This window comes from Rhodococcus sp. 15-725-2-2b, from assembly GCF_002259075.1.
GTDB lineage: Bacteria > Actinomycetota > Actinomycetes > Mycobacteriales > Mycobacteriaceae > Rhodococcoides.
The window spans coordinates 19,457-39,734 of sequence record NZ_NPFL01000010.1 but is presented as its reverse complement, the minus strand read 5'-3'; the positions used below and the strand labels follow the sequence as shown (position 1 = coordinate 39,734).

The 20,278-nt window shown below is 65.6% G+C and carries 20 protein-coding genes; 11 read left to right on the top strand and 9 right to left on the bottom strand.

The genetic code is table 11. From position 1 onward, the window contains the following. Positions 1–2: 2 nt before the first annotated feature. Both CH306_RS12270 and CH306_RS12265 read right to left on the bottom strand, forming a co-directional pair. Positions 3–680 carry a DUF4956 domain-containing protein gene (locus CH306_RS12270; protein WP_032397174.1) on the bottom strand — a complete coding sequence of 226 codons (678 nt, stop codon included), beginning with the start codon at positions 678–680 and terminating at the stop codon, positions 3–5. Between the two features lie 321 nt (positions 681–1,001). Beyond that, positions 1,002–1,595: a TetR/AcrR family transcriptional regulator gene (locus tag CH306_RS12265; protein ID WP_094630989.1), complete on the bottom strand. Its 594-nt coding sequence runs from the start codon at positions 1,593–1,595 to the stop codon at positions 1,002–1,004. Positions 1,596–1,703: 108 nt separating this feature from the next. Here CH306_RS12265 and CH306_RS12260 point away from each other — a divergent pair, with 108 nt between their 5' ends. From CH306_RS12260 to CH306_RS12250, 3 genes are read left to right on the top strand one after another with little or no spacing between them, the layout of a single operon-like run. After that, positions 1,704–4,025 (top strand): putative bifunctional diguanylate cyclase/phosphodiesterase, encoded by a 2,322-nt coding sequence (locus CH306_RS12260; RefSeq protein WP_094646760.1) that lies wholly within the window; start codon positions 1,704–1,706, stop codon positions 4,023–4,025. Positions 4,026–4,036: 11 nt separating this feature from the next. Continuing rightward, positions 4,037–4,657 (top strand): 5,6-dimethylbenzimidazole synthase, encoded by a 621-nt coding sequence (gene bluB, locus CH306_RS12255; RefSeq protein ID WP_179272865.1) that lies wholly within the window; start codon positions 4,037–4,039, stop codon positions 4,655–4,657. Further along, positions 4,654–5,697 carry a hypothetical protein gene (locus CH306_RS12250; protein WP_256981144.1) on the top strand — a complete coding sequence of 348 codons (1,044 nt, stop codon included), beginning with the start codon at positions 4,654–4,656 and terminating at the stop codon, positions 5,695–5,697. The genes bluB and CH306_RS12250 overlap by 4 nt, the downstream gene beginning before the upstream one ends. A 3-nt stretch (positions 5,698–5,700) precedes the next feature. Here CH306_RS12250 and CH306_RS12245 read toward each other — a convergent pair whose 3' ends face one another. From CH306_RS12245 to CH306_RS12230, 4 genes are all read right to left on the bottom strand, one after another. Continuing rightward, a complete protein-coding gene (locus tag CH306_RS12245; protein ID WP_032397179.1) occupies positions 5,701–6,213 on the bottom strand; it encodes a DUF427 domain-containing protein in 513 nt (170 codons plus the stop codon). 22 nt (positions 6,214–6,235) lie between these two features. After that, the gene (locus CH306_RS12240; protein ID WP_094646757.1) at positions 6,236–6,970 is read right to left on the bottom strand and encodes a DUF2637 domain-containing protein; all 735 of its coding nucleotides are present in this window, start codon (positions 6,968–6,970) and stop codon (positions 6,236–6,238) included. 200 nt (positions 6,971–7,170) lie between these two features. Continuing rightward, positions 7,171–7,473 carry a WhiB family transcriptional regulator gene (locus CH306_RS12235; RefSeq protein WP_032397411.1) on the bottom strand — a complete coding sequence of 101 codons (303 nt, stop codon included), beginning with the start codon at positions 7,471–7,473 and terminating at the stop codon, positions 7,171–7,173. A 119-nt stretch (positions 7,474–7,592) separates the two neighbouring features. After that, on the bottom strand, positions 7,593–8,153 hold the full coding sequence (locus CH306_RS12230) for a gluconokinase (RefSeq protein WP_032397181.1): 561 nt from the start codon (positions 8,151–8,153) through the stop codon (positions 7,593–7,595). Between the two features lie 80 nt (positions 8,154–8,233). Here CH306_RS12230 and CH306_RS12225 point away from each other — a divergent pair, with 80 nt between their 5' ends. Then, a complete protein-coding gene (locus CH306_RS12225; protein ID WP_032397182.1) occupies positions 8,234–8,977 on the top strand; it encodes a FadR/GntR family transcriptional regulator in 744 nt (247 codons plus the stop codon). A gap of 59 nt (positions 8,978–9,036) precedes the next feature. Next, positions 9,037–11,589, top strand: coding sequence for a trehalose-phosphatase (otsB, locus tag CH306_RS12220; protein WP_094646756.1), 2,553 nt, complete (start codon positions 9,037–9,039; stop codon positions 11,587–11,589). A 181-nt stretch (positions 11,590–11,770) separates the two neighbouring features. On the opposite strand, the gene CH306_RS12215 is transcribed toward otsB, so the two are convergent. Then, complete coding sequence (locus CH306_RS12215) at positions 11,771–12,877, bottom strand: LacI family DNA-binding transcriptional regulator (protein WP_032397184.1); 1,107 nt, start codon at positions 12,875–12,877, stop codon at positions 11,771–11,773. A 141-nt stretch (positions 12,878–13,018) separates the two neighbouring features. Between CH306_RS12215 and CH306_RS12210 the strand changes: the two genes are divergently transcribed. The 6 genes from CH306_RS12210 to CH306_RS12185 are packed head-to-tail and all read left to right on the top strand — an operon-like array spanning position 13,019 to position 18,026. Continuing rightward, entirely contained in the window at positions 13,019–14,050 is a 1,032-nt protein-coding gene (locus tag CH306_RS12210; RefSeq protein WP_094646755.1) for a metal ABC transporter solute-binding protein, Zn/Mn family, read from the top strand. 48 nt (positions 14,051–14,098) lie between these two features. Beyond that, positions 14,099–14,932, top strand: coding sequence for a metal ABC transporter ATP-binding protein (locus tag CH306_RS12205; RefSeq protein ID WP_032397185.1), 834 nt, complete (start codon positions 14,099–14,101; stop codon positions 14,930–14,932). Continuing rightward, a complete protein-coding gene (locus CH306_RS12200; RefSeq protein WP_032397186.1) occupies positions 14,929–15,807 on the top strand; it encodes a metal ABC transporter permease in 879 nt (292 codons plus the stop codon). Before CH306_RS12205 ends, CH306_RS12200 begins: the two co-directional genes overlap by 4 nt. 1 nt (position 15,808) lies before the next feature. Continuing rightward, positions 15,809–16,576, top strand: a complete 768-nt coding sequence (locus tag CH306_RS12195) for a LamB/YcsF family protein (RefSeq protein ID WP_094646754.1) — start codon at positions 15,809–15,811, stop codon at positions 16,574–16,576. Next, the gene (pxpB, locus tag CH306_RS12190; RefSeq protein ID WP_094646753.1) at positions 16,573–17,175 is read left to right on the top strand and encodes a 5-oxoprolinase subunit PxpB; all 603 of its coding nucleotides are present in this window, start codon (positions 16,573–16,575) and stop codon (positions 17,173–17,175) included. The genes CH306_RS12195 and pxpB overlap by 4 nt, the downstream gene beginning before the upstream one ends. Continuing rightward, positions 17,172–18,026 carry a biotin-dependent carboxyltransferase family protein gene (locus CH306_RS12185; protein WP_094646752.1) on the top strand — a complete coding sequence of 285 codons (855 nt, stop codon included), beginning with the start codon at positions 17,172–17,174 and terminating at the stop codon, positions 18,024–18,026. The genes pxpB and CH306_RS12185 overlap by 4 nt, the downstream gene beginning before the upstream one ends. Here CH306_RS12185 and CH306_RS12180 read toward each other — a convergent pair. Beyond that, positions 18,016–18,852, bottom strand: coding sequence for a shikimate dehydrogenase family protein (locus CH306_RS12180; protein ID WP_094646751.1), 837 nt, complete (start codon positions 18,850–18,852; stop codon positions 18,016–18,018). The genes CH306_RS12185 and CH306_RS12180 overlap by 11 nt on opposite strands. Further along, positions 18,849–20,213 (bottom strand): shikimate transporter, encoded by a 1,365-nt coding sequence (shiA, locus tag CH306_RS12175; protein WP_230596973.1) that lies wholly within the window; start codon positions 20,211–20,213, stop codon positions 18,849–18,851. The genes CH306_RS12180 and shiA overlap by 4 nt, the downstream gene beginning before the upstream one ends. Positions 20,214–20,278: the final 65 nt, after the last annotated feature.

The following is a 20,278-nucleotide window of genomic DNA, read 5'->3' as shown; positions in this document are numbered from 1 at the left end:
GATCAGATATCCGTCTGGTCGTATCCGGTGAGTACCGAAACCCGTTGTCCGGTATTGACCTCACTGAGGGCAGCGATCAACTCACCGGGCTTCTTGCCGGACCGCAGTTGTGCGGTGAAATACAGCTCGGTCAGTGCGCCCGATCTCACCGATTCGGTACTGACAAGCTCGAACTCCTTGCAGTACTTGATCAGTACGTCCTCGACCAGATCGGTGTAATCGGCGTCGGGTGGCACCTGAACCTTGACGACCTGACGCTGCACATCGAGCTTGAACCAGTCGAACTTGCTCATCACCACCATCACCAGGCAGATCGCGAACGTTGCCGCGATCGCCAACACGTAGAAGCGCGTTCCCGTGGCCATGCCGATCGCCATCACGAGGAAGATGAAGCCGACGTCGCGAGTTTCCTTGATGGCGTTGCGGAATCGGACGACGGACAACGCACCGACGAGGGCGAACGCCCGCGCCACGTTCGATCCGACGACCAGCATGATCAGGCTGATGACCATGCCCACCGTGACGAGAGTTTGTACGTAGGACTGGCTGTACGAGACGTTCTTGTGGGTGAGTCGATAGACCCAGCCGATGATGGCCGACAGGACGAACGACAGTGTCAGAGACACCACGATGTCGAACGTCGAGAACGTTCCGCTCAGGTCTTGAATGTTGAAATTCATCGCATTCCGATCGAGTTGTATCGAATTTCGCACTGGCTACCGGGGGTGGTTCGGCCCGCGCGCCGGCGTAATCCTCGCTGTTTACCGTTTGTTCGGATGCCGTTAACCATAGAGACATTCGGTCCGGAAATTCCATACAGGAAGCTGGCAGTTTCCTGCCAATTCAGCCGTGAGAAGCCTGGCAGCACACAGTCGATCCACGACGAATACCCGACATCCACTTCGGATGTCGGGAAGGGTCATCGTTTCTTATCATGTTGCAGTGCAACAGTTTCGATTGTTCGCTTCAGGCAACGTAACTCCGACCGAACAGGCTCGCGATCAGCGAGCCTCCGAGCGCAGGGCCGGCAGAATGACCTCGTCGATGATTCGGGTTCGGTATTCCGAATCCAAAGGCTTGGCATCGGTCAATGGCCCCGTCATGATCGCGCTGAAAACCATGTATTGCAGAAAATCGGCAGCGGGCGGTCTGGTCGACAATTCCCCCCGCTCCACCGCACGCATGACGACCGACTCGAGGAATCGAGCCTCGGGTTCGAGGAACGTTCTCCGCACCGCTGCCGCCAACTGTTCGTCGACCATCACCGCATGGTGGATCGCCGCGGCGAAACGTTGATCGTGCTCCGCCCCCTCGGACACCCGGTGCATCAGCTCGAGCAGATCTCCACGAAGGTCGCCGGTATCGATGCCGACGAACGGCGGGGGGCCCACCGATTCGATGGCAGCGACCACCAGCTCGGCCTTGCTCGACCACCTCCGATAGAGGGTGGCTTTGCTGCACTGCGCTCGTTCGGCAACCAGGTCCATCGACAGCGAGTCGTAACCGACCTCCCCGAGGCAGAGCAGCGCAGCGTCGAGAAACTCGCCCTCGCGCTCCACACTCACCCTCGACCGACGTGGGGCGTCGCCGTTCATCCGTGCCCCCTCATCGAATCGAAACAGTTTCGTACCGATAATCGATCGTAGCGCTGAGGCATACTTCTGTCACGGGACGCGAGTGCAGGTGACCTACATCACGTCAGTGTGACATTGTTGAAGCCGTCGGATCGGCGTGAACGGCTGGAGAAAATCGTGACGGCCTGGTGGCGGTGGTACGCAGCGCTCGGCGCAGTCGGCTGCGTCGTCTACTTCCTCGTCCCCACGATCGTCTGGGCTCAGTCGGTCTTCGTACTCGTCGGAGCGTCCGCCGTCGCTGCCACCGTGATCGGTACCAGGATGCACCGGCCCGCCAACCGCAGAGCCTGGCTGGCCATCGCCACCGGAACCGCACTGTGGGTGCTCGGCGACATCGTGTTCGAGTGGATCCACGTCACTCGCGGCAGCGTGCCGTATCCCTCGATCGCCGATGCGCTGTACCTCGTCGGCTATCCGATCTACGGTTTCGGCCTGTTTCTGCTGGCCCGCCACAAGTGGCGGGCCAGTGAGCGTGGGCATGTCGCCAACAGTGCCATCATCATGGTGGCCTTCGGACTGCTCACCTGGGTCTTCGCCGTCCAGCCGACGCTCGGCGCGGAAGGAATCTCCGGATTGGGCGGACTCGTCGACGTCGCGTACCCCGCGATGGACATCTTCCTGCTCGGACTGCTGGCCCACTTCGTCGGATCACGACAATGGCGAGCCCTGTCCTACCGACTGCTCACCTGCGCCGTGTTGTTGCTCGTCGTCACCGACACCGTCAACAACTTCGCGATCATGCCCGCGTCCTCGTCCCAGCGGTCGCTGTTCGACGTCGGATGGACCCTGTCCTACGTCCTGATCGGCGTCGCCGCCCTGCACCCGTCGATGCGCCGCATCACCAACCCGAACATCGAATCCGACGCACATCTGATGGCGTCGTTCACCACCCCGACGGTCGTCGTGCTCACTGCGGCCACATTGACCGCACCGATCGTCATGTTCATCGAAGTCGTTCGCGACGAACCGATCGAGCAGTGGGGTTGGGCAGTTCTGCTCTGCGCCGGAGCGTTGGTGATCCTGGTGGTGTTTCGCATCACCGATCTGTTGCGGTTGCTGCACACTCAAACGGTGCAGTTGCGTGCAGTCGCCGACACCGATCACCTCACCGGGTTGGCCAATTTACGCGCCCTGGAACATCAGGTCTGGAGCAATGCCGGCGGATCGACATTGCTGACCGTCGATATCGATCGTTTCAAAGAGATCAACGACACGTTCGGGCGCGGCCTGGGCGACCGGGTTCTCGTGGTGGTCGCCGACCGCCTACGAAGTATCGTCGACGACTCGATTCTGTTGGCACGCTTGGCCGGTGACGAGTTCGCGCTGTGCGGGCCGGCGGAATCGATGGACCCGGCCGCGTTGGCCGAGAAGATTCAACAGCAATTCGCCACGCCTTTCGAGGTGGAGAACATGACTCTGCTGATCGAAGCGAGCGTCGGTGTCGCGTCGAACTCTCCGGCTACCGAGGGCGACGAGGAGACCACACCGGATCGCCTCGTGCAGCGCGCCGACCTCGCCGTCCAGACGGCGAAAGCCGCTCAGTCGCGCGTTGCGTACTACGACCGATCGATGGACCGGGACAAGAGCGAGCAACTCATCATGCTCGGCGAGCTCACCACAGCACTCGAATCGGACCAGCTGCGGCTGCACTACCAGCCTCAGGTCGACCTCAGGACGATGAGCGTCGTCGGCGTGGAAGCACTACTGCGGTGGCATCACCCGAACGGTAACGTCCTGTCCCCCAGCGCATTTCTGCCCACCGCCGAACGTACCGGACTGATCCGGCCGCTGACGAACTACGTTCTCACGCACGCCCTCGCCCAACGCAGGCAATGGCTGGCCGACGGTCTCGACCTGAGCATCGCTGTCAACATCTCGACTCGAAATCTGTTCGACGACACCTTGATCGAGCAGGTGTGCACGGCGCTGACCGAATTCGACTGCCCTCCGTGGCGATTGACGGTGGAAGTGACCGAGACCTCGGCGATGACCGACCCGGTGGGCGCGACGGAGAAGCTGTCGATTCTGCACGCGATGGGTGTGCAGGTCGCCATCGACGACTACGGCACGGGCTACAGCTCACTCGCCTACATCGAGCGGTTGCCGGTCCAGGAGTTGAAGATCGATCGCGCCTTCATCGCCGGCATGGCCCACAATCCCGCACACGCCGCCATCGTGCGCTCGACCGTCGAACTGGCCCGTACTCTGGGATTGTCGGTGACGGCAGAGGGCGTGGAGGACGAGATGACGATGACGGCGTTGCGTGAGCTCCGGTGCGGTCGGGCACAAGGTTTCCACCTCGGCCGGCCCACCTCGGCAGATCGACTGCCCGCCCTCGTCGCCGAGCTCGACGAACGTCTGAGAAGTGTTACAGGAGAACGGATATCATGACCGAGGCAGCCCTGTCGGTGTATGCAGCCATTCGATCTCGCCGCGACGTTCGCGCCGAGTTCGACGGAACCGTCGTCGACGACGAGACGCTGCGCCGCATTCTCGGTGCCGCGCATCAGGCCCCGAGCGTCGGCAACACCCAACCCTGGGACTTCGTGATCGTCCGCAAGCCCGATACCCTGAGCGCCTTCGCCTCCCACGTGGCCGGCTGCCGACAGGACTTCGCGGACAAGCTCGATGCCGAACGCCGAAAGACGTTCGACCCCATCCGTATCGAGGGAATCGAGACGAGCGGAACCGGGGTGGTGGTCACCTACGATCCAGGCCGTGGAGGTCGGCACGTCCTCGGCCGCGACACCGTCGACGACACCGGATTGTTCTCCGCCGTACTGGCCATCGAAAATCTCTGGCTCGCAGCGATAGCCGAGAACGTCGGCGTCGGATGGGTCTCCTTCTACGACGAGGCTTATCTCACCGAACTGCTCGACATCCCCGCACCGGTTCGCCCCATCGCGTGGCTGTGTGTGGGTCCGGTCGAATCGTTCCAGGAGGTTCCCGATCTGGAGCGCTTCGGGTGGCGCACCCGCCGTCCTCTCGACGACGCCCTGCACTTCGAGCAGTACCGCCGATGATGCGGGCACGCCTGGTGACGGTTGCGGCCGCGCTGCTGTTGGTGACCGGCTGCTCTGCCGACACTGTCGACGAAACCAATCCTCCCGCAACGACTCCGGCGGCCGAGCCGGCACAGGCCCCGGACTCGGCCGACCCGATCGGAACCGTCGTCGCCCTTCCCGGTGCTCCCGAGGGTGTCGTGGTCGGCTCGTCCGGCATCGCAGCTGCCGGGGTACGTGAGCCCGACGGCGTGGTGCTGTTCGATGCGGCCACCGGTGTCGTGCGCCAGATGGTCGCGACGACGGGTGCACCGCGCCATCTCTCGCTCGCAGGTCCCGACGGCCCGGTGTTGGTTCCGCTCGAAGGCAGTGACGAACTGCTCGAGATCTCACTCGACGACGGCGCGATCCTGTCGACCGCCACGGGGGTGGGCCGTCAACCACACGACGCCGTGCAGACCTCCGACGGCACCATCGTGGCCACCAACGAAATGGGTGGCGGAGTGATCTTCCTCCGCGACGGGTCGGTGGTGTCGGAGCTTCCGCCCGGGCCCGTCCAACCCGGTGGAGTCGCCGCTCTCGGTCCCTACGCTGCCGTCGCGGACGTGCAGGGCAACGGTGTGTGGGTCTACGACGGTGCAACGCGCCAGGAGGTGGCGCAGGCTCCGATCGGGGTCAAGCTCACGCACGCGGTGACGGTGAATCAGACGGTGGCCGGGTTCGCCGACACCGACGGCGGCACGGTCCTTCTCGCCTCGGTCGACACCGCCGGAGGCATTCGCCAGATCGCGTCGATCGATGCGCCCGGCAACCCGTACGGGCTCGCCGTCGATCCCGAACGCCGGCTGCTGTTCGTGACGCTGACAGCGTCGAATCTCCTGCGAGTGGTCGACGTGTCCGATCCAGCCGCTCCTCGGACTCTGGGCGACGTTCCGACGGTGACGCAGGCCAATTCAGTCGCCGTCGATCCGCGCACCGGGGACGTGCTGGTGACCGGTAGCGACACCGGTGCGGCGAGTTCGATTCAGATCATCACCCGCGCAGAGTTGCCCGTCGGTTAGCCCTCACCACCCGTAGGAGCCGGGGATTCCCTTGAACGGCCCGACGACATCGTCGGTGATCCAGCCCTCGTAGAACCCGCCTTCCTGTGGTCGCACGGCCTCACCGTCGATCTCGCATTCGACGCGGCTCGGCGAGAAGGCCAGGTAGCCGGCGATGTCGACGAACCGTGGCGTCGGGTTCTCGTAACTCCACGCCGCCGCCGGTGCCACGGCGTCGCCTCCGTGCACATCCCAGTACGTGGCCGCACCCTTCCATTCGCAGTGCGTCGAGCGGGCGTCCGAGGGCGTCAGCGCACCCGGGACCACGTCCGAAGGCGAGATGTACCAGGTCGGTGGGTGGCTCGTCTCGAGCACTCGGTACGCGGCGGTGGTGCGGGCGATCACCTGACCGCCGAGACGGACGACCAGCGATCGGTTGGAGGACTCGAGCCGCGGTGGGCGGGGGTAATCCCACACCGACTCCTGGCCCGGCTTCGGCTTCTCGGGAACGACGGATCTCGGCAAGTTCTGACTCATCCTTCGATGGTGCCACCGGATGTCACGGAGCGTCGACGGGATAGAGATCGTCCACTCGTTCTTCGTCGAGAATCCATCGATCCACCTCGTCGAGCGGCTCGACCGTGCGCACCGAGGTGACGGGAGATTCGGGCACGGATTGCTCGACGCGGACCGGCTGGATGTGCTCCGGCTCGGGGTGGACCGGCTCGGTGTGGACCGGCTCGACGCGCTTCGTCGGCGCGGGTGCCGGCGTCTCGGGGGTGGTGAGTTCGGGCGCAGGTGTCGCCGGTTCGGCTCTCGGTGCGAAGGCCACCTCGTCGACGACGGGTTGTTCGTCGGCGATGCCTGCGGTCTTCGGCAGTTCCGCCGGTACCCGAACGAGGATGCCGAGTCCGTGGGTCGCGGCCAGCAGGCTCACCGGGGCGACGGTCGCAATGGCCGCCGACAGGGCCGGATGCAGCGTGCCGGCGTCGGAGATGAAGGCGTGCATGGCATTTGCGCCGATACTGACCAGAGCGGCCGTGATCAACACGCCCCAGAAGAAGCGTCGACCACTGCGTTGCTCCTCGAATTGGGCGAGCGCGATGACGGAGATGGTGGCCTGCAGGATGGTGCCGTCGACGATCACCGGCCACAGCCAGGACAGTGAGCGTGGAACGCCTGCCATCGTGGCGAGATCCCACAGTGCGGCGAAACTCAGCACGAACGACGCGATTCCGATGACGGTGGTGATGACGACCGCACTGACGAGCGTCGCACGCAGGACCTTGTTCATGGGTCGTCATGGAACACGAGACCACCGACAAGTTCGGTCGAGCCCGCGACGGTCAGGGCTCGAAGGCACCGCGAACCAGTCCTCGCAAACGCGCGCGCGTTTGCCAGCAGCACGCGTAATTGCCATGTGCGCGTTGACAATTACGACCGCGTTCGGCACATGCGAGCGCGTCTGCAGCGCACCCGTATTCCCCGGCGGGATCAAGCGGTCCGGATGGCTCCGCGGTAGAAGTCGGCGCGATCGTGCGCGGACATTCCGCCCCACACGCCGTAGGGCTCGTTGGCCTCCAGTGCGTGCTGGCGACATTGTTCGAGTACCGGGCAGCGGCCGCAGACCTGCTTCGCGGACTTCTCGCGCGAGGTGCGGGCGCGACCTCGCTCGCCTTCGGGGTGGAAGAACACGGACGAGTCCAGTCCACGACACAGACCGTCGAGTTGCCAGTCCCAGACATCGGCGTTGGGAACGGGAAGTTGGACCGGCCTGGCGGGTGCGCCTCGCACCATGAGCTGTCTCCTCACTGAAAAGTGAACAAGCTCACTATCTCGCATTCGTCGTACTTTTACAAGTTCTTTTGTCCATTCGTAGTACTTAAAAGCAAGCGCGCTTGCTTGAAACCCGGCGGTCAGTGACTCTCCGACATCCCGGCCCGCGTCTCGAGTTCGACGAGGATGCGCTCGGCGATCTTGGTCGGGGGCGGACCGATGTCGACGACGATGGCGTTCTCGTCGTCGCCCAGCGGCTCGAGGGTGGAGATCTGGGTGTCGAGCAGCGACGACGGCATGAAGTGGTCCATCCGTGCATTGAGGCGACCGCTGATCCGATCCTTCGTTCCGGCCAGGTGCACGAAGATCACTTCCGCCCCCTCCCTCGACCCGGCAGCCAGCACGTCCCGATACGTCCGCTTGAGCGCCGAGCACGTCACGATCCCCGATCGCCCCGTGGTGGTGTGGTCGGTGATCCATTCCGCGATCACGTCCAGCCACGGCCATCTGTCCTCGTCGGTCAGCGGCTGACCCGACGCCATCTTGGCCACGTTGGCGTCCGGGTGCAGGTCGTCGCCCTCCTGCAGGTCCCATTTCAGTGCACCTGCGAGGATGCCCGCCACCGTGGACTTGCCCGATCCGGACACTCCCATCACCACGAGTACCGGATGATGTGCTCTACCTGTCGTCTGCGATGCCATCCCTCGATACTGCTCCATCGCGCCCGCCTGGATCGGACAGACGCGAGAAACCGGGCAACCCGTGGGACGATCGACCGGACATGAGCGAGACCAACGACTTCCGCCAACTGCACGATTCGGTGCTCGACGAGCTCGGGCGCGACATCGTCAGCGGCGCGATCCCGAGCGGGACCCGAATCTCGGCAGACGACGTCGCCGTGCGGTTCACCGTGTCGCGGACCGTCGTGCGGGAAGTCGTGCGCGTTCTCGAGTCGCTGGGGTTGCTCACGGTGCGTCGTCGCGTCGGAATCACCGTGCAGGGCTCGGAGAACTGGAACTCACTCGACCCGGTGGTGATCCGCTGGCAACTGGCCGGGCCGGCTCGCGCCGAACAGTTGCTACTGCTCAGCGAATTGCGTTCGGGGATCGAACCTTTGGCAGCCAAGCTGGCCGCCCACCGAGCGACACCCGAGCAATGCGGGGCGTTGACCGCCGCCGTCATCGGAATGTCGTCGACGTCGAGAGCAGCCGACTCCGAGGCCTACCTCGAACACGACTGCAATTTTCATCGCACGCTGCTCGCGGCGTCGGGCAATCCGATGTTGCGATCGATGTCCGACATCGTGGTCGAGGTACTCGCCGGACGTACCCGCCATGCCCTGATGTCGAGGCAGGCCGACCCGGAGGCAATTCGTCTGCACGGGGTGGTCGCCTCGTCGATCCAGTCCGGTGACGCCGACGCCGCACAGCGAGCCATGTTGGCCATCGTCACCAAGTCAGCAGCATCGATGTCGGCGGCCTCGGGTGTGACGCCGTCGCCCGGTCTGGTGCCCGACCAGCAGTGATACACCGAGCGCACAAAGCCAGGTACGCCGAGGCGGGGTTCATCGCCTAGATTCGACGGGTGACTGCTCTCGAATTGCCGCTCGAACTTCGCCGCGCACTCGTTGGAGTAGCTCGGACTCCGCGTCTGCTCGTCGCGTCCGATTACGACGGCACCATGGCGCCGATCGTCTCCGACCCGCAGAAGGCGTTCCCACACCCCGAGTCGGTCAGCGCCATGCGCGGGCTCGCTTCCCTGGCCGGAACCAACGCCGCCGTCATCTCCGGACGCGCCCTGCGTGATCTCGCGATCCTCTCGCGGCTGCCGTCCGAGGTGCAGCTGGTAGGCAGCCACGGTAGCGAGTTCGACGCCGGGTTCGTCAACGCCATCGACGACAACGCAAAGAAGCTCCTCACCGTCATCACCGGCGAACTGCAGGCCATCGCCGACGCCCATCCAGGCGTGAGTATCGAGACCAAGCCGGCCAGCGTCGCGTTGCACGTCCGCAACGCCGAGACCGCCGCAGGCGACGAGGCCCTCGCGGCCGTGCGATCCGGCGCGGCTGCGCGGGACGGGGTGCAGGTTACCGAGGGCAAGTCCGTCATCGAGTTGGCGGTCATCGTCACCGACAAGGGCGTCGCGCTCGACATTCTTCGCCACCAGGAAGCCGCTACTGCCGCAGTCTTTTTCGGCGACGACGTCACCGACGAGAAGGCGTTCGGACACCTGCACGGGCCGGACATCGGCGTCAAGATCGGACCGGGAGACACCCTGGCGGAGTTCCGCATCGACAGCACCGAGCAGGTCGCGCTCGCCCTGGCGTTTCTGCTCGAAGAGCGACGCCAGTGGCTCTCGGGAGCCGACGCCCCGCGTATCGAGCGACTGACGATGTTGGCCAGCCCCAATGCCGTTGCACTGCTGACCCCCGACGCCGACGTCACCTGGCTGTGTCATCCCGAACCCGATTCGGCGGCGGTGTTCGCGCACCTGCTCGGCGGCGATCAGGCCGGTCACTTCAGCGTCGGACCCACCCGCGCGTCGCTCCCGCTGAGTCAGCAGTACGTGGACGGCACGATGACGGTGCAGACCAAGTGGGCCAGCCTGCAGGTCACCGATTACCTGCCGCACGACATCGGCCAGGGCCAGACCGCGCTGACGCGAGTCATCACCGGCAAGGCCACCGCCGTGGTCACGTTCGCGCCGCGTCCGGAATTCGGAAAGGCGTGGGCCTCACTCGAACCCGATGTCGACGGTCTGCGCGTTCTCGGTACCGCGGATCCGATGGTGCTGCGTAGCCCCGGCGTCGTCTGGAACATCGTCTCTGATGGATCCCAGCAAACCGCACACGCCGAGGTCGATCCCTCCAACGGACCCATCGTTCTCGAATTGCGGCTCGGAACGGATGATCTGAGCGAGCACCCGTGGGCCGAGGTGGAGCGTCGTCGGGCATCGGAGGCGTACTGGAAGGACTGGGCCGACGGCCTGGATCTGCCGCCGCTCAAGCGCGATCTGATGAAGCGATCGGCACTGACTCTGCGCGGCCTGGTGCACGCCGAGTCCGGTTCGATCATGGCGGCCGCCACCACTTCGCTACCCGAAGATATCGGCGGAGTGCGCAACTGGGACTACCGCTACTGCTGGCTGCGCGACGCGGCGTTGACGGCGGCAGCACTGGTCGACGTCGGCTCGACGGCCGAGGCCGAGAACTACCTGTCCTGGATCCACGGAGTACTCGAGTCGGTGTCGGGTCCCGAACGCCTGCACCCGCTGTACACCATCTGGGGCCTCGGCCTGCCACCCGAGGCCGTCATCGACGAGCTGCCCGGTTACGCCGGTTCGCGTCCGGTACGGGTGGGAAATGCTGCCAACCAACAGGTTCAGCTCGACGTGTTCGGCCCCATCGTCGAACTGGTGTCCGCCCTCGCCCACGCACGCAAGGCCGCAGGATCGGAACACGTTCTCTCCGAAGATGACTGGGAACTCGTCCGCGCCATGGTCGAAGCCGTCGAACGTCGCTGGTTCGAACCCGACCACGGTATCTGGGAGATCCGCGACAACCCCCGCCACCACGTCTACTCCAAGGTGATGGGCTGGATCACCGTCGATCGCGCCATCCGACTCGCCGAAACATTCGGCCGTGCGACGGAACCCGGCTGGGCACCTCTGCGCGAGACCATCCGAGAGGAAGTACTCGCCAACGGCTGGAACGAGGAGGTGCAGTCCTTCACCGCCGCGTACGACGGCACCGACCTCGACGCCGCGACCCTGTTCATCGGGCTGTCCGGACTGATCGACCCGGCCGACCCGCGCTTCGCGGCGACCGTCACCGCCACCGAAGCCGAACTGCGCAGCGGCTCGACCGTCTACCGATACCGCCACGACGACGGACTCCCCGGCGGCGAAGGCGGCTTCCACCTGTGCGCGGCCTGGCTGGTGGAGGCATACCTTCTGGTGGGACAGCGCGCCGAAGCCGAAGCCCTGTTCGCCCAACTCGTCAGCGCCGCAGGCCCCACCGGACTGCTCAGTGAGGAATACGACCCCATCGCCGAACGATCCCTCGGCAACCATCCGCAGGCCTACAGTCACCTCGGTCTGCTGCGCTGCGCGAGATTGCTCAGCGCCCAGCCTGCTTGACCCCCGCCCCGCCGCACCGCTCCGCTCCGCTCCGCGTCAATGGACCATTGCATACGTCTGAGCCGTGCCATGGTCCATTCACCCACCGGGGTCCGCTGCGTGAATGGCACATTGCATACGTCTGAGGCGTGCAGTGGTCCATTGACGCGAAGGCGAGCGGAGCGAGCGGCGGCGGCGAAGGTCAGGCGATTGCGGGCGGTTGTTCCGGCGGCGGTCCAGCGGTTCGGCCGCGGAAGAGTTCGGTCGGCAGGGTTTCGGCGGCGACGATGCCCGAGTGCGAGGACGAGAGCACCAGTTTGCCCGCTCGACGGCCTTTTTCCTCGGCGTCCTGGCGCACGGTGGTGAGGTTCTCGCGGATGGCGTCGGAGATGCCGTCGAATCCGGTGACCGAGAGTTGGCTCGGCACATCGATTCCGGAGACTCTGGCGAAGTTGAGTGCGCCGAGGGCGATCACGTCGGTGGTGCAGAGCAGCGCGGTGGTTTCGCGGTTTGCCTGGAGGGCTTGGGCGGCGGCGGAGTGGCCGGAGCGCACGGTGTGGTCGAAGCGTTCGACGACGGTGAGGATGTCCGGGTCGAGTCCGGCGTCGATCATGGCGGCTTGGACTCCGGCGATGCGTTCACGCTGGACGTGGAAGTGACTGTCCGCCAACCGTCCCGGGGGTACGACGCCGTCGCGACGGTCGCGTCCGAGCCGCATGCACAGGACGGCGAGGTGCTCGTGTCCCTGCGAGATCAGATGTGCGGCAAGCATTTTCATTGCGCCGCGGTCGTCGATGGCGACGAGGGCGGCTTCGGGGATGTTGCGGGGTTGGTCGCAGACGACGATCGGCAGATGACGTTCGCGAACCGCAGCGAGGTACGGGTCGTCGTCGGCGACGGAGTAGACGACGAACCCGTCGACTCCGGCCTGTTGCACGACGGCGGCGGCCTGCACGTCGTCGCGTTCGGCACCGGCGGGGATGAGCAGTAGTCCCTGTCCGGCGGCCTCGCAGGATTCGGCGAGTCCGGCGAGGAAGCTCATCGCGGCGGGGTCGCGGAAGGAGTAGCTCAGCGCCTCGGTGAGGAGCAGTCCGATGGCGCCGGCCTTGCGGGTGCGCAGTGATCGCGCGACCGGGTCGGGGCCCGCGTAGCCGCGACGCTTGGCGGCCTGGAGGACGCGTTCGCGAAGTTCGGGGGAGAGCTGATCGGGTCGGTTGTAGGCGTTCGAGACGGTGGTGCGCGACACCTTCAGCTCGGCTGCGATCGACGCCAACGTCGCTTGACGTCGTGGTTCGCTCGACCTGGCCATAACCGGGACGTTAGTCCCACAACGCATCGCAGAGAAACTCGAGGTCGCCTTCGTCCGATTCGAACAAAGGCCAATCGAACGCTAGAGTACAACGGTAACGGTTTCCATTAGCGTCAAGCCTTGCCCTTCAGGAGTACATCGATGTCGTCCATCCGTCGCGCGTCCCGGACCAAACTCACGGCCGCACTCGGCCTGACCTGCGCCGCAGCCCTCACGCTCAGTGCATGCAGCTCAACCGACTCCGCGAGCACCGAGTCTGCCCCGGCCACCCCCGTCGACGGACCGATCACGATCGTCGCGTCGACGAACGTCTGGGGAAGCGTCGCGGAGGCAGTGGCGGGCAACCTGGCCACAGTGACCTCGCTCATCTCCGATCCCTCTGCCGATCCGCACTCCTACGAGGCCAGCCCGGCCGACGCCGCTGCCGTCGCCGAGGCGTCGCTCGTGGTCTACAACGGCGGCGGCTACGACCAGTTCATCGAGGACATCCTCGGATCCGAGGGCAAGGACGTGCCGTCGGTCGATGCGTACACCCTGCTCGACGAGAGCCACGATCACGAGTCCGAGCCCACCTCCGGCGACGCGACGGCCGAGGCAGAGGCAGAGGCAGAGGCGGCGGACGATCACGGCCATTCGCACGGCGAGGTCAACGAACACGTTTGGTACAACGCCGAGGTCGCAGCGCACACCGCCGAGGAGATCGCCGACAAGCTCGGTCAGCTCGACCCCGACAACGCTGCGCAGTACACCGCCAACGCCGAAACGTTCCACGAGCAGGTACACGGCATCACCGACGTGACGGCGAAGATCGCCGCCGATCACCCGGGCGCACCGGTGGCGCAGACCGAGCCGATCGCGCACTACCTGATCGAGGAATCCGAACTCGACGATCGCACTCCCGAGGACTTCAAGGACTCCATCGAGGAGGGCAACGACCCGTCGCCCGCTTCGATCGCCGCGACGCGTGATCTGTTCACCTCGAAGTCCGTCCGCGCTCTGATCTACAACATCCAGACCGAAGATGCTGTGACGCAGGATATTCGCTCCACGAGCGAGGCCGCGGGCATCCCCGTCGTCGAGGTCACCGAGACTCTGCCCGCCGGGATGACGTACATCGAGTGGCAGACCAAGGCAGCGACGGATCTGCAGGCCGCCCTCGCAACGGCCCCTTGAGCCGATCCGACTCCTGATCTCGGACCGGCTGATGGAAAGCTGTAGTACATGCCTGCTGTAGAACTGCGCGATGCCGGACTGGCGTTCGGCGAGCGCACGCTGTGGCAGAACCTGGACCTGACGGTCGAGAAGGGCGAGTTCGTCGCCGTTCTCGGCCCCAACGGATCGGGCAAGACGTCTCTGCTGAAGGTGCTGCTCGGTCAGAATCACCTCACATCCGGCACGGCCGCGATCGACGGCAATCCCGTCCGTCGCGGCCAGTCGGGCGTCGGCTACGTGCCCCAGCAACGAAACATCGACGACGATCTCCCCCTGCGCGGACGCGATCTCGTCGGGCTCGGCTGGGACGGTCATCGGTGGGGCATGGGCCTGCGCGGCATGCGGCAGCGCAAGGAGACGGTGCAGCGCGCGATCGATCAGGTCGACGCCAACTCCTTCGCCGGAGCGCCGGTCGGCTCGATGTCCGGCGGTGAACAGCAGCGGCTGCGTATCGCCCAGGCACTCGTCGGCGATCCGTCGGTCCTGCTGTGCGACGAACCCCTGCTCAGCCTCGACCTCGCCAACCAATCTCTGGTCTCGAGCCTCATCGATCGTCGACGACGGGAGCACGACACCGCAGTGCTGTTCGTGACCCACGAGATCAACCCGATCCTGCCGCTCGTCGATCGCATCGTCTACATCGTCGACGGCCGGTTCCGTATCGGAACGCCGGAGGAAGTCATGACCACCGAGGTGCTCTCCGAGCTGTACGGCACCGAAGTCGAGGTACTGAAAGTTCGCGGCCGGCTCATCGTCGTCGGCACCGGCGACTCGATCGACGCGCTCGGCTCGGCAGGAGCCCACCATCCACCCGTGCCGCACGACAGAGAAGACAAGGCATGAACGAGAAGGTTCTCGACGCATTCTCGAAGATGCTCGACTTCGATACCACCGCAAATCTGCTGACCTACGACTTCGTCCAGCAGGCACTGCTCGCCGCCGCGATCCTCGGATTGCTCGCAGGCGCACTCGGTCCGCTGATCGTCAGCCGCCAGTGGGCGTTCGCGGTGCACGGATCGAGTGAGCTCTCGCTCACCGGTGCCTCCGCGGCACTGCTCGTGGGCATCACCGTCGGCCTCGGAGCCATCGTCGGGTCCGTGGTCGCGGCGGTCATGTTCGCCCTGCTCGGCAGCAAGGCCCGCGACCGCGACTCGGTCATCGGCGTGATCATGTCCTTCGGTCTCGGCCTGTCGGTGCTGTTCATCTGGCTCTACCCGGGCCGAACCGGCACCAGCTTCTCGCTGCTCATCGGCCAGATCGTCGGCGTCGGACAGAGCGGTATTCAGCTTCTGCTGGTGTGCGCGGTCCTGGTGTTGATCGTCCTCACCGTGGTCTACCGTCCGTTGCTGTTCGCCAGCACCGACCCCGAGGTGGCGCTGGCCCGCGGCGTCCCCGTCCGCGCACTCTCGGTGGTGTTCGCCGTGCTCGTCGGTGTCGCCTGTGCGCTGGGCGTGCAGATCGTCGGCGCGCTGCTGGTGCTCTCGCTGCTCATCACCCCGGCCGCGGCCGCCGCACGGGTGACGGCAAGCCCGCTGAAGGCGACGCTGCTGTCCATCGTCTTCGCCGAGATCGCCGCCGTCGGCGGCATCCTGCTCTCCCTTGCTCCCGGCCTGCCGGTCTCGACATTCGTCACCACCATCTCCTTCGTGATCTACCTCGTGTGCCGCGCGATCGGCGGAACCCGCAAGGCCAATTCCGGACGACTGGTCGCCGCCTAGGATGTCGAGGGTGTCCATCGACCTCAACGCCGATCTCGGCGAGAGCTACGGTGCGTGGACTCTCGGCGACGACGACGCGATGCTCGCCCTGGTCTCGAGTGCCAACGTTGCGTGCGGCTTCCATGCCGGTGATCCCACCACTCTGCTGCGCACGTGCCGCTCGGCCGCGACAGCGGCGGTACGAATCGGAGCGCAGGTGGGCTACCACGACCTCGCCGGGTTCGGCAGGCGCTTTCTCGACGTCTCCCCCGCCGATCTCACCGCCGACGTGATCTATCAGATCGGTGCCCTCGACGCGCTTGCTCAGGTTGCCGGATCGGCCGTCTCCTACGTCAAACCGCACGGCGCGCTGTACAACGCGGTCGTGCACCACCGCGGCCAGGCAAAGGCCGTGGTCGACGCCGTTCTCGCCTACGACCCCACGCTGCCGGTGCTCGGCCTGCCCGGCTCGGTGTTCCTCGAGGAAGCCGAACGAGCCGGACTGCGCACTGTCGCAGAGGCTTTCGCCGACCGCGCCTACACCCCGCAGGGGGCGCTCGTCTCGCGCTCGGAACCCGGTGCCGTACTGTCCGATCCCGACGCCGTTGCCCAGCGCGTGTTGACCATGATCACCGACGGCACGACCCTGGCTGTCGACGGCACGCGCATCGATGTCGCGGCGGAGTCGATCTGTCTGCACGGCGACTCCCCCGGCGCGGTCGCGATGGCCGCGGCCGTATCGAACCTGTTGCGCGTCAACGGTATCGACATCTCCGCATTTGTCCGATGAGGATTCACCCGGCCGGTGAGGACGCACTGCTGGTCGAATTCGACGGGCTGGACGAGACGATGGCGTACTACCGCTCTCTGACGGCCGACCCACCCGCGGCGGTCGTGGATCTGGTACCAGCCGCACGCACGGTCCTGGTGATGTTCGACGGGCCGAAGCAGCCGGTTCTGAACTGGATCGCGGCCACCGAACCCGCAGTCACGACCACCGACGACCGGTCCGACACCGTGACGATCTCGGTGGTCTACGACGGCGAGGATCTCGACGAGGTTGCCCGACTGGCCGGCCTGTCCACCGCCGACGTCGTTGCCGCCCATGTCGATCAGACGTGGACCGTTGCGTTCGGCGGCTTCGCACCCGGCTTCGGCTATCTCGTCGGCACCGACGCACGACTGCATGTTCCGCGGCGCACGTCGCCGCGCACCAGCGTTCCGGCCGGTTCGGTGGGCCTGGCGGGTGAGTTCTCGGGCATCTATCCGCGCTCCTCCCCCGGCGGGTGGCAACTGATCGGACGCACCGACGCTCGGTTGTGGGATCTCGACCGCGATCCACCCGCGCTGCTGCGGCCCGGCACCATCGTCCGATTCGAGCAGGCATGAGAGCCCTGACCGTTCTGCAGACGGGACCACTGTGCACCGTCCAGGATCGCGGACGACCCGGATTCGCGTCGATCGGCGTCGGTCGCTCGGGTGCCGCAGACCGACTCTCGCACGATGCCGCGAACCGGTTGGTGGGCAACGACTCCGACGCCGCCACACTGGAAGTGACCTTCGGTGGCCTGAAACTACGCGCCGAGTTCGACGCTCTCGTGGCCGTCACCGGGGCGCAGGTGAACTGCCGCGTGGACGGCACAGAGCAGGGACTGTTCTCGACCATCACCCTCAGAGCCGGACAGACACTGGAATTGTCCGCGCCCACATGGGGTCTGCGCAGCTACGTTGCCGTACGGGGTGGGATCGACGTTCCGGCAGTCCTGGGCAGTCGGTCGACGGACACGATGTCCGGCATCGGCCCGGCCCCTCTCTCTCCCGGCGATGTTCTGAACGTCGGCAACGGCAGTGCCGAATGGCCTGCTGCAGATTTCGTGCCGCCGCCCACGCTCCACGAGACATTGCACGTGAGGTTCGGGCCGCGTGACGGCTGGTTCACCGAGCACGCCTCGAAGACGCTGGTGCAGCAGCCGTGGACGGTCACACCGGACACCGATCGCGTCGGGATCAGGCTCGACGGATCCGAGCCCCTGGCCCGCGCAATCGACGGTGAATTATCCAGTGAGGGAATGGTTCTCGGGTCTCTGCAGGTTCCCCCGTCAGGGAAGCCCGTGCTGTTTCTCGCCGACCATCCCGTCACAGGCGGATATCCGGTAATCGCCGTCGTGACCGCAGCCGACGTGTCCGTGGCCGCGCAGTTGACTCCCGGCACTCGGGTGCGCTTCCGCGCTATCGGTTGATTCCGGCAGCGGCGGGACAGATTTCACGGATGCTGCGTCGCAATGCATCGGACATCCGGTCGGGCAGTCCGAGCGGACGAACCATGGCATCGGCCTGGTGGAACAGGTGCGTCCATCCGTCGATCAGCTCGATGTCTCGATCGGCGGCGTAGGCCTCGGCGGCGTTGCGCATGTCGGCGTAGACGAAGTCGTACACCGTTGCCGTCGGTGCCAGTTCACCTGTGCCCCAGGCGAGCTGATCCTCCGAGCCGTCTCGTCCGATGGGCGTCGCATTGATCACCAGGTCGTAGGAGCCCAGATCCACTGCTCGATCCGACCAGTCGACGACCGCGACGGAACCGTCGTACCCGTCGAGTTCGGCGACGAGAGCCGCCGCTGCACGACGGTCGACATCCGAGACCACCAGCCTGTCGATGCGGGCGTGCAAGGCGAATGCCGCAGCATGCGCGGCACCACCGGCTCCGAGCAGAAGTACCGATCCGAAGGTACGTCCCGCGGTCGCGGCTCGGACCGCCGCGATGTCGGTGTTCATGGCGAACAGCGCACCCGAACGCAGGAACAGCAGATTCGCCACCCCCGAGACCGTCACATCCGGATCGGCCTCGTCGGCAACCGTTGCGGCCCAGTGCTTCCATGGCATCGTCACGTTCGCAGCATCGGTGCGGCCGCCCCGGAGAGCCTTCTCCACGTCGGGTAGGCCGGCGGCGTCGACGACCTCCCAGGCGTCGTAACTGGACGAGACCTCGGCGATCTCGAACGCACGCGTCCACAGCGCGGGTGACATCGCGGTGGACGCGTGCGAACCGACCAGGGTCAGCGAGCTCATACCGACTTCGAGACACGCTCTGCAACAACACCTTCTGCTGCAGGAGCCTGTACGGAGACGGACGTGACGTCGGAGGAACCCATGTTCTTCATCAGCGCTGCGACCACGGCCGAGATGATGCATCCCAGGGCCAGGTACGCCGCGACGTAGTGCCAGGAGCCGTCGTTCCAGCTCACCAGAGCGGCCGCGATGAACGGGGTGAAGCCACCTGCGATCGCGCTGGCGACCTGATAGCCCACACCGGCACCGCTGTAGCGCAGTTCCGGGCCGAACATCTCGGTGAACAGGGGCTGCTGCACCGAGACCACCATGTCGTGCGAGACGTTGACCAGGATGACGGCGAGGATCACGATGGCGACCACCGAGGCCGCTTGCAGGGAGAGGAAGAACGGCACGGCAGCCAGTGCGCCCACGACGGCACCGGTGACGAAGATCGGCTTGCGGCCGAAGCGGTCGGCGACCGCCGCGTAGGCCGGGATGCTCAGGATGCCGATGGCACCGACCAGCAGCGCGACGTTGAGCATGAACTGGCGCTCGTAGCCCAGTTCGTTGACGGTGTAGCTGAGTGCGAAGGTGGTGACGATGTACATGGTGAACAGCTCGGCCATGCGCAGCGCGATGATCTTGAGGAACGAACCGGGGTGCTCGGTGATCGCCTGGATGACCGGCAGCTTCTTTTTCTCACCGCTCTCCTCGACTGCCTGCTCGAACACGGGCGATTCCTCGACACCGGATCGGATCCACAGGCCGAACAGTACGAGCACCGCGCTGGCCAGGAACGGTACGCGCCAGCCCCAGCTGGTGAAGGCGTCGTCGCTGAGCAGGTTGCTCATGATGGTGACCGCGCCGGTGGCGAGGATGAGGCCGACGGAGTAGCCGACCTGGACGCCACTGCTGTAGAACGCCTTCTTCTTCGCCGGCGCACTCTCGACGGCCATCAGCGATGCTCCGCCCCATTCGCCGCCGACGGCGAAGCCCTGGATCGCGCGCAGCAGCACCAGCAGCAGCGGCGCGAACCAGCCGATGGACTCGAAGTTGGGAACCAGACCGATCAGGGCCGTTGCGACGCCCATCAGCAACATGGTCCAGATCAGCATCCGCTTGCGTCCGAGGCGGTCACCGAAGTGGCCGAAGAAAATTCCGCCGAGGGGCCGGAAGAGGAAACCGACACCGAAGGTCGCGAACGCGGCCATCACGCCCACTGCGGGCGAGACGCTCGGAAAGAACTGGGAGTTGAACACCAGCGCGGCGATGATGCCGTACAGCAGGAAGTCGTACCACTCGACCACGGCACCGACGAAGCTGCCGATGGCAGCTTTCCGTGCTCTGGATCCGTCCGCGACTGCGACGTCAACGTTCACTTGTCGGCCCTTCGATTTTGTGCGCATAGCGCACAGTTGTTTGTTATTCGCACAACTGTAACCAG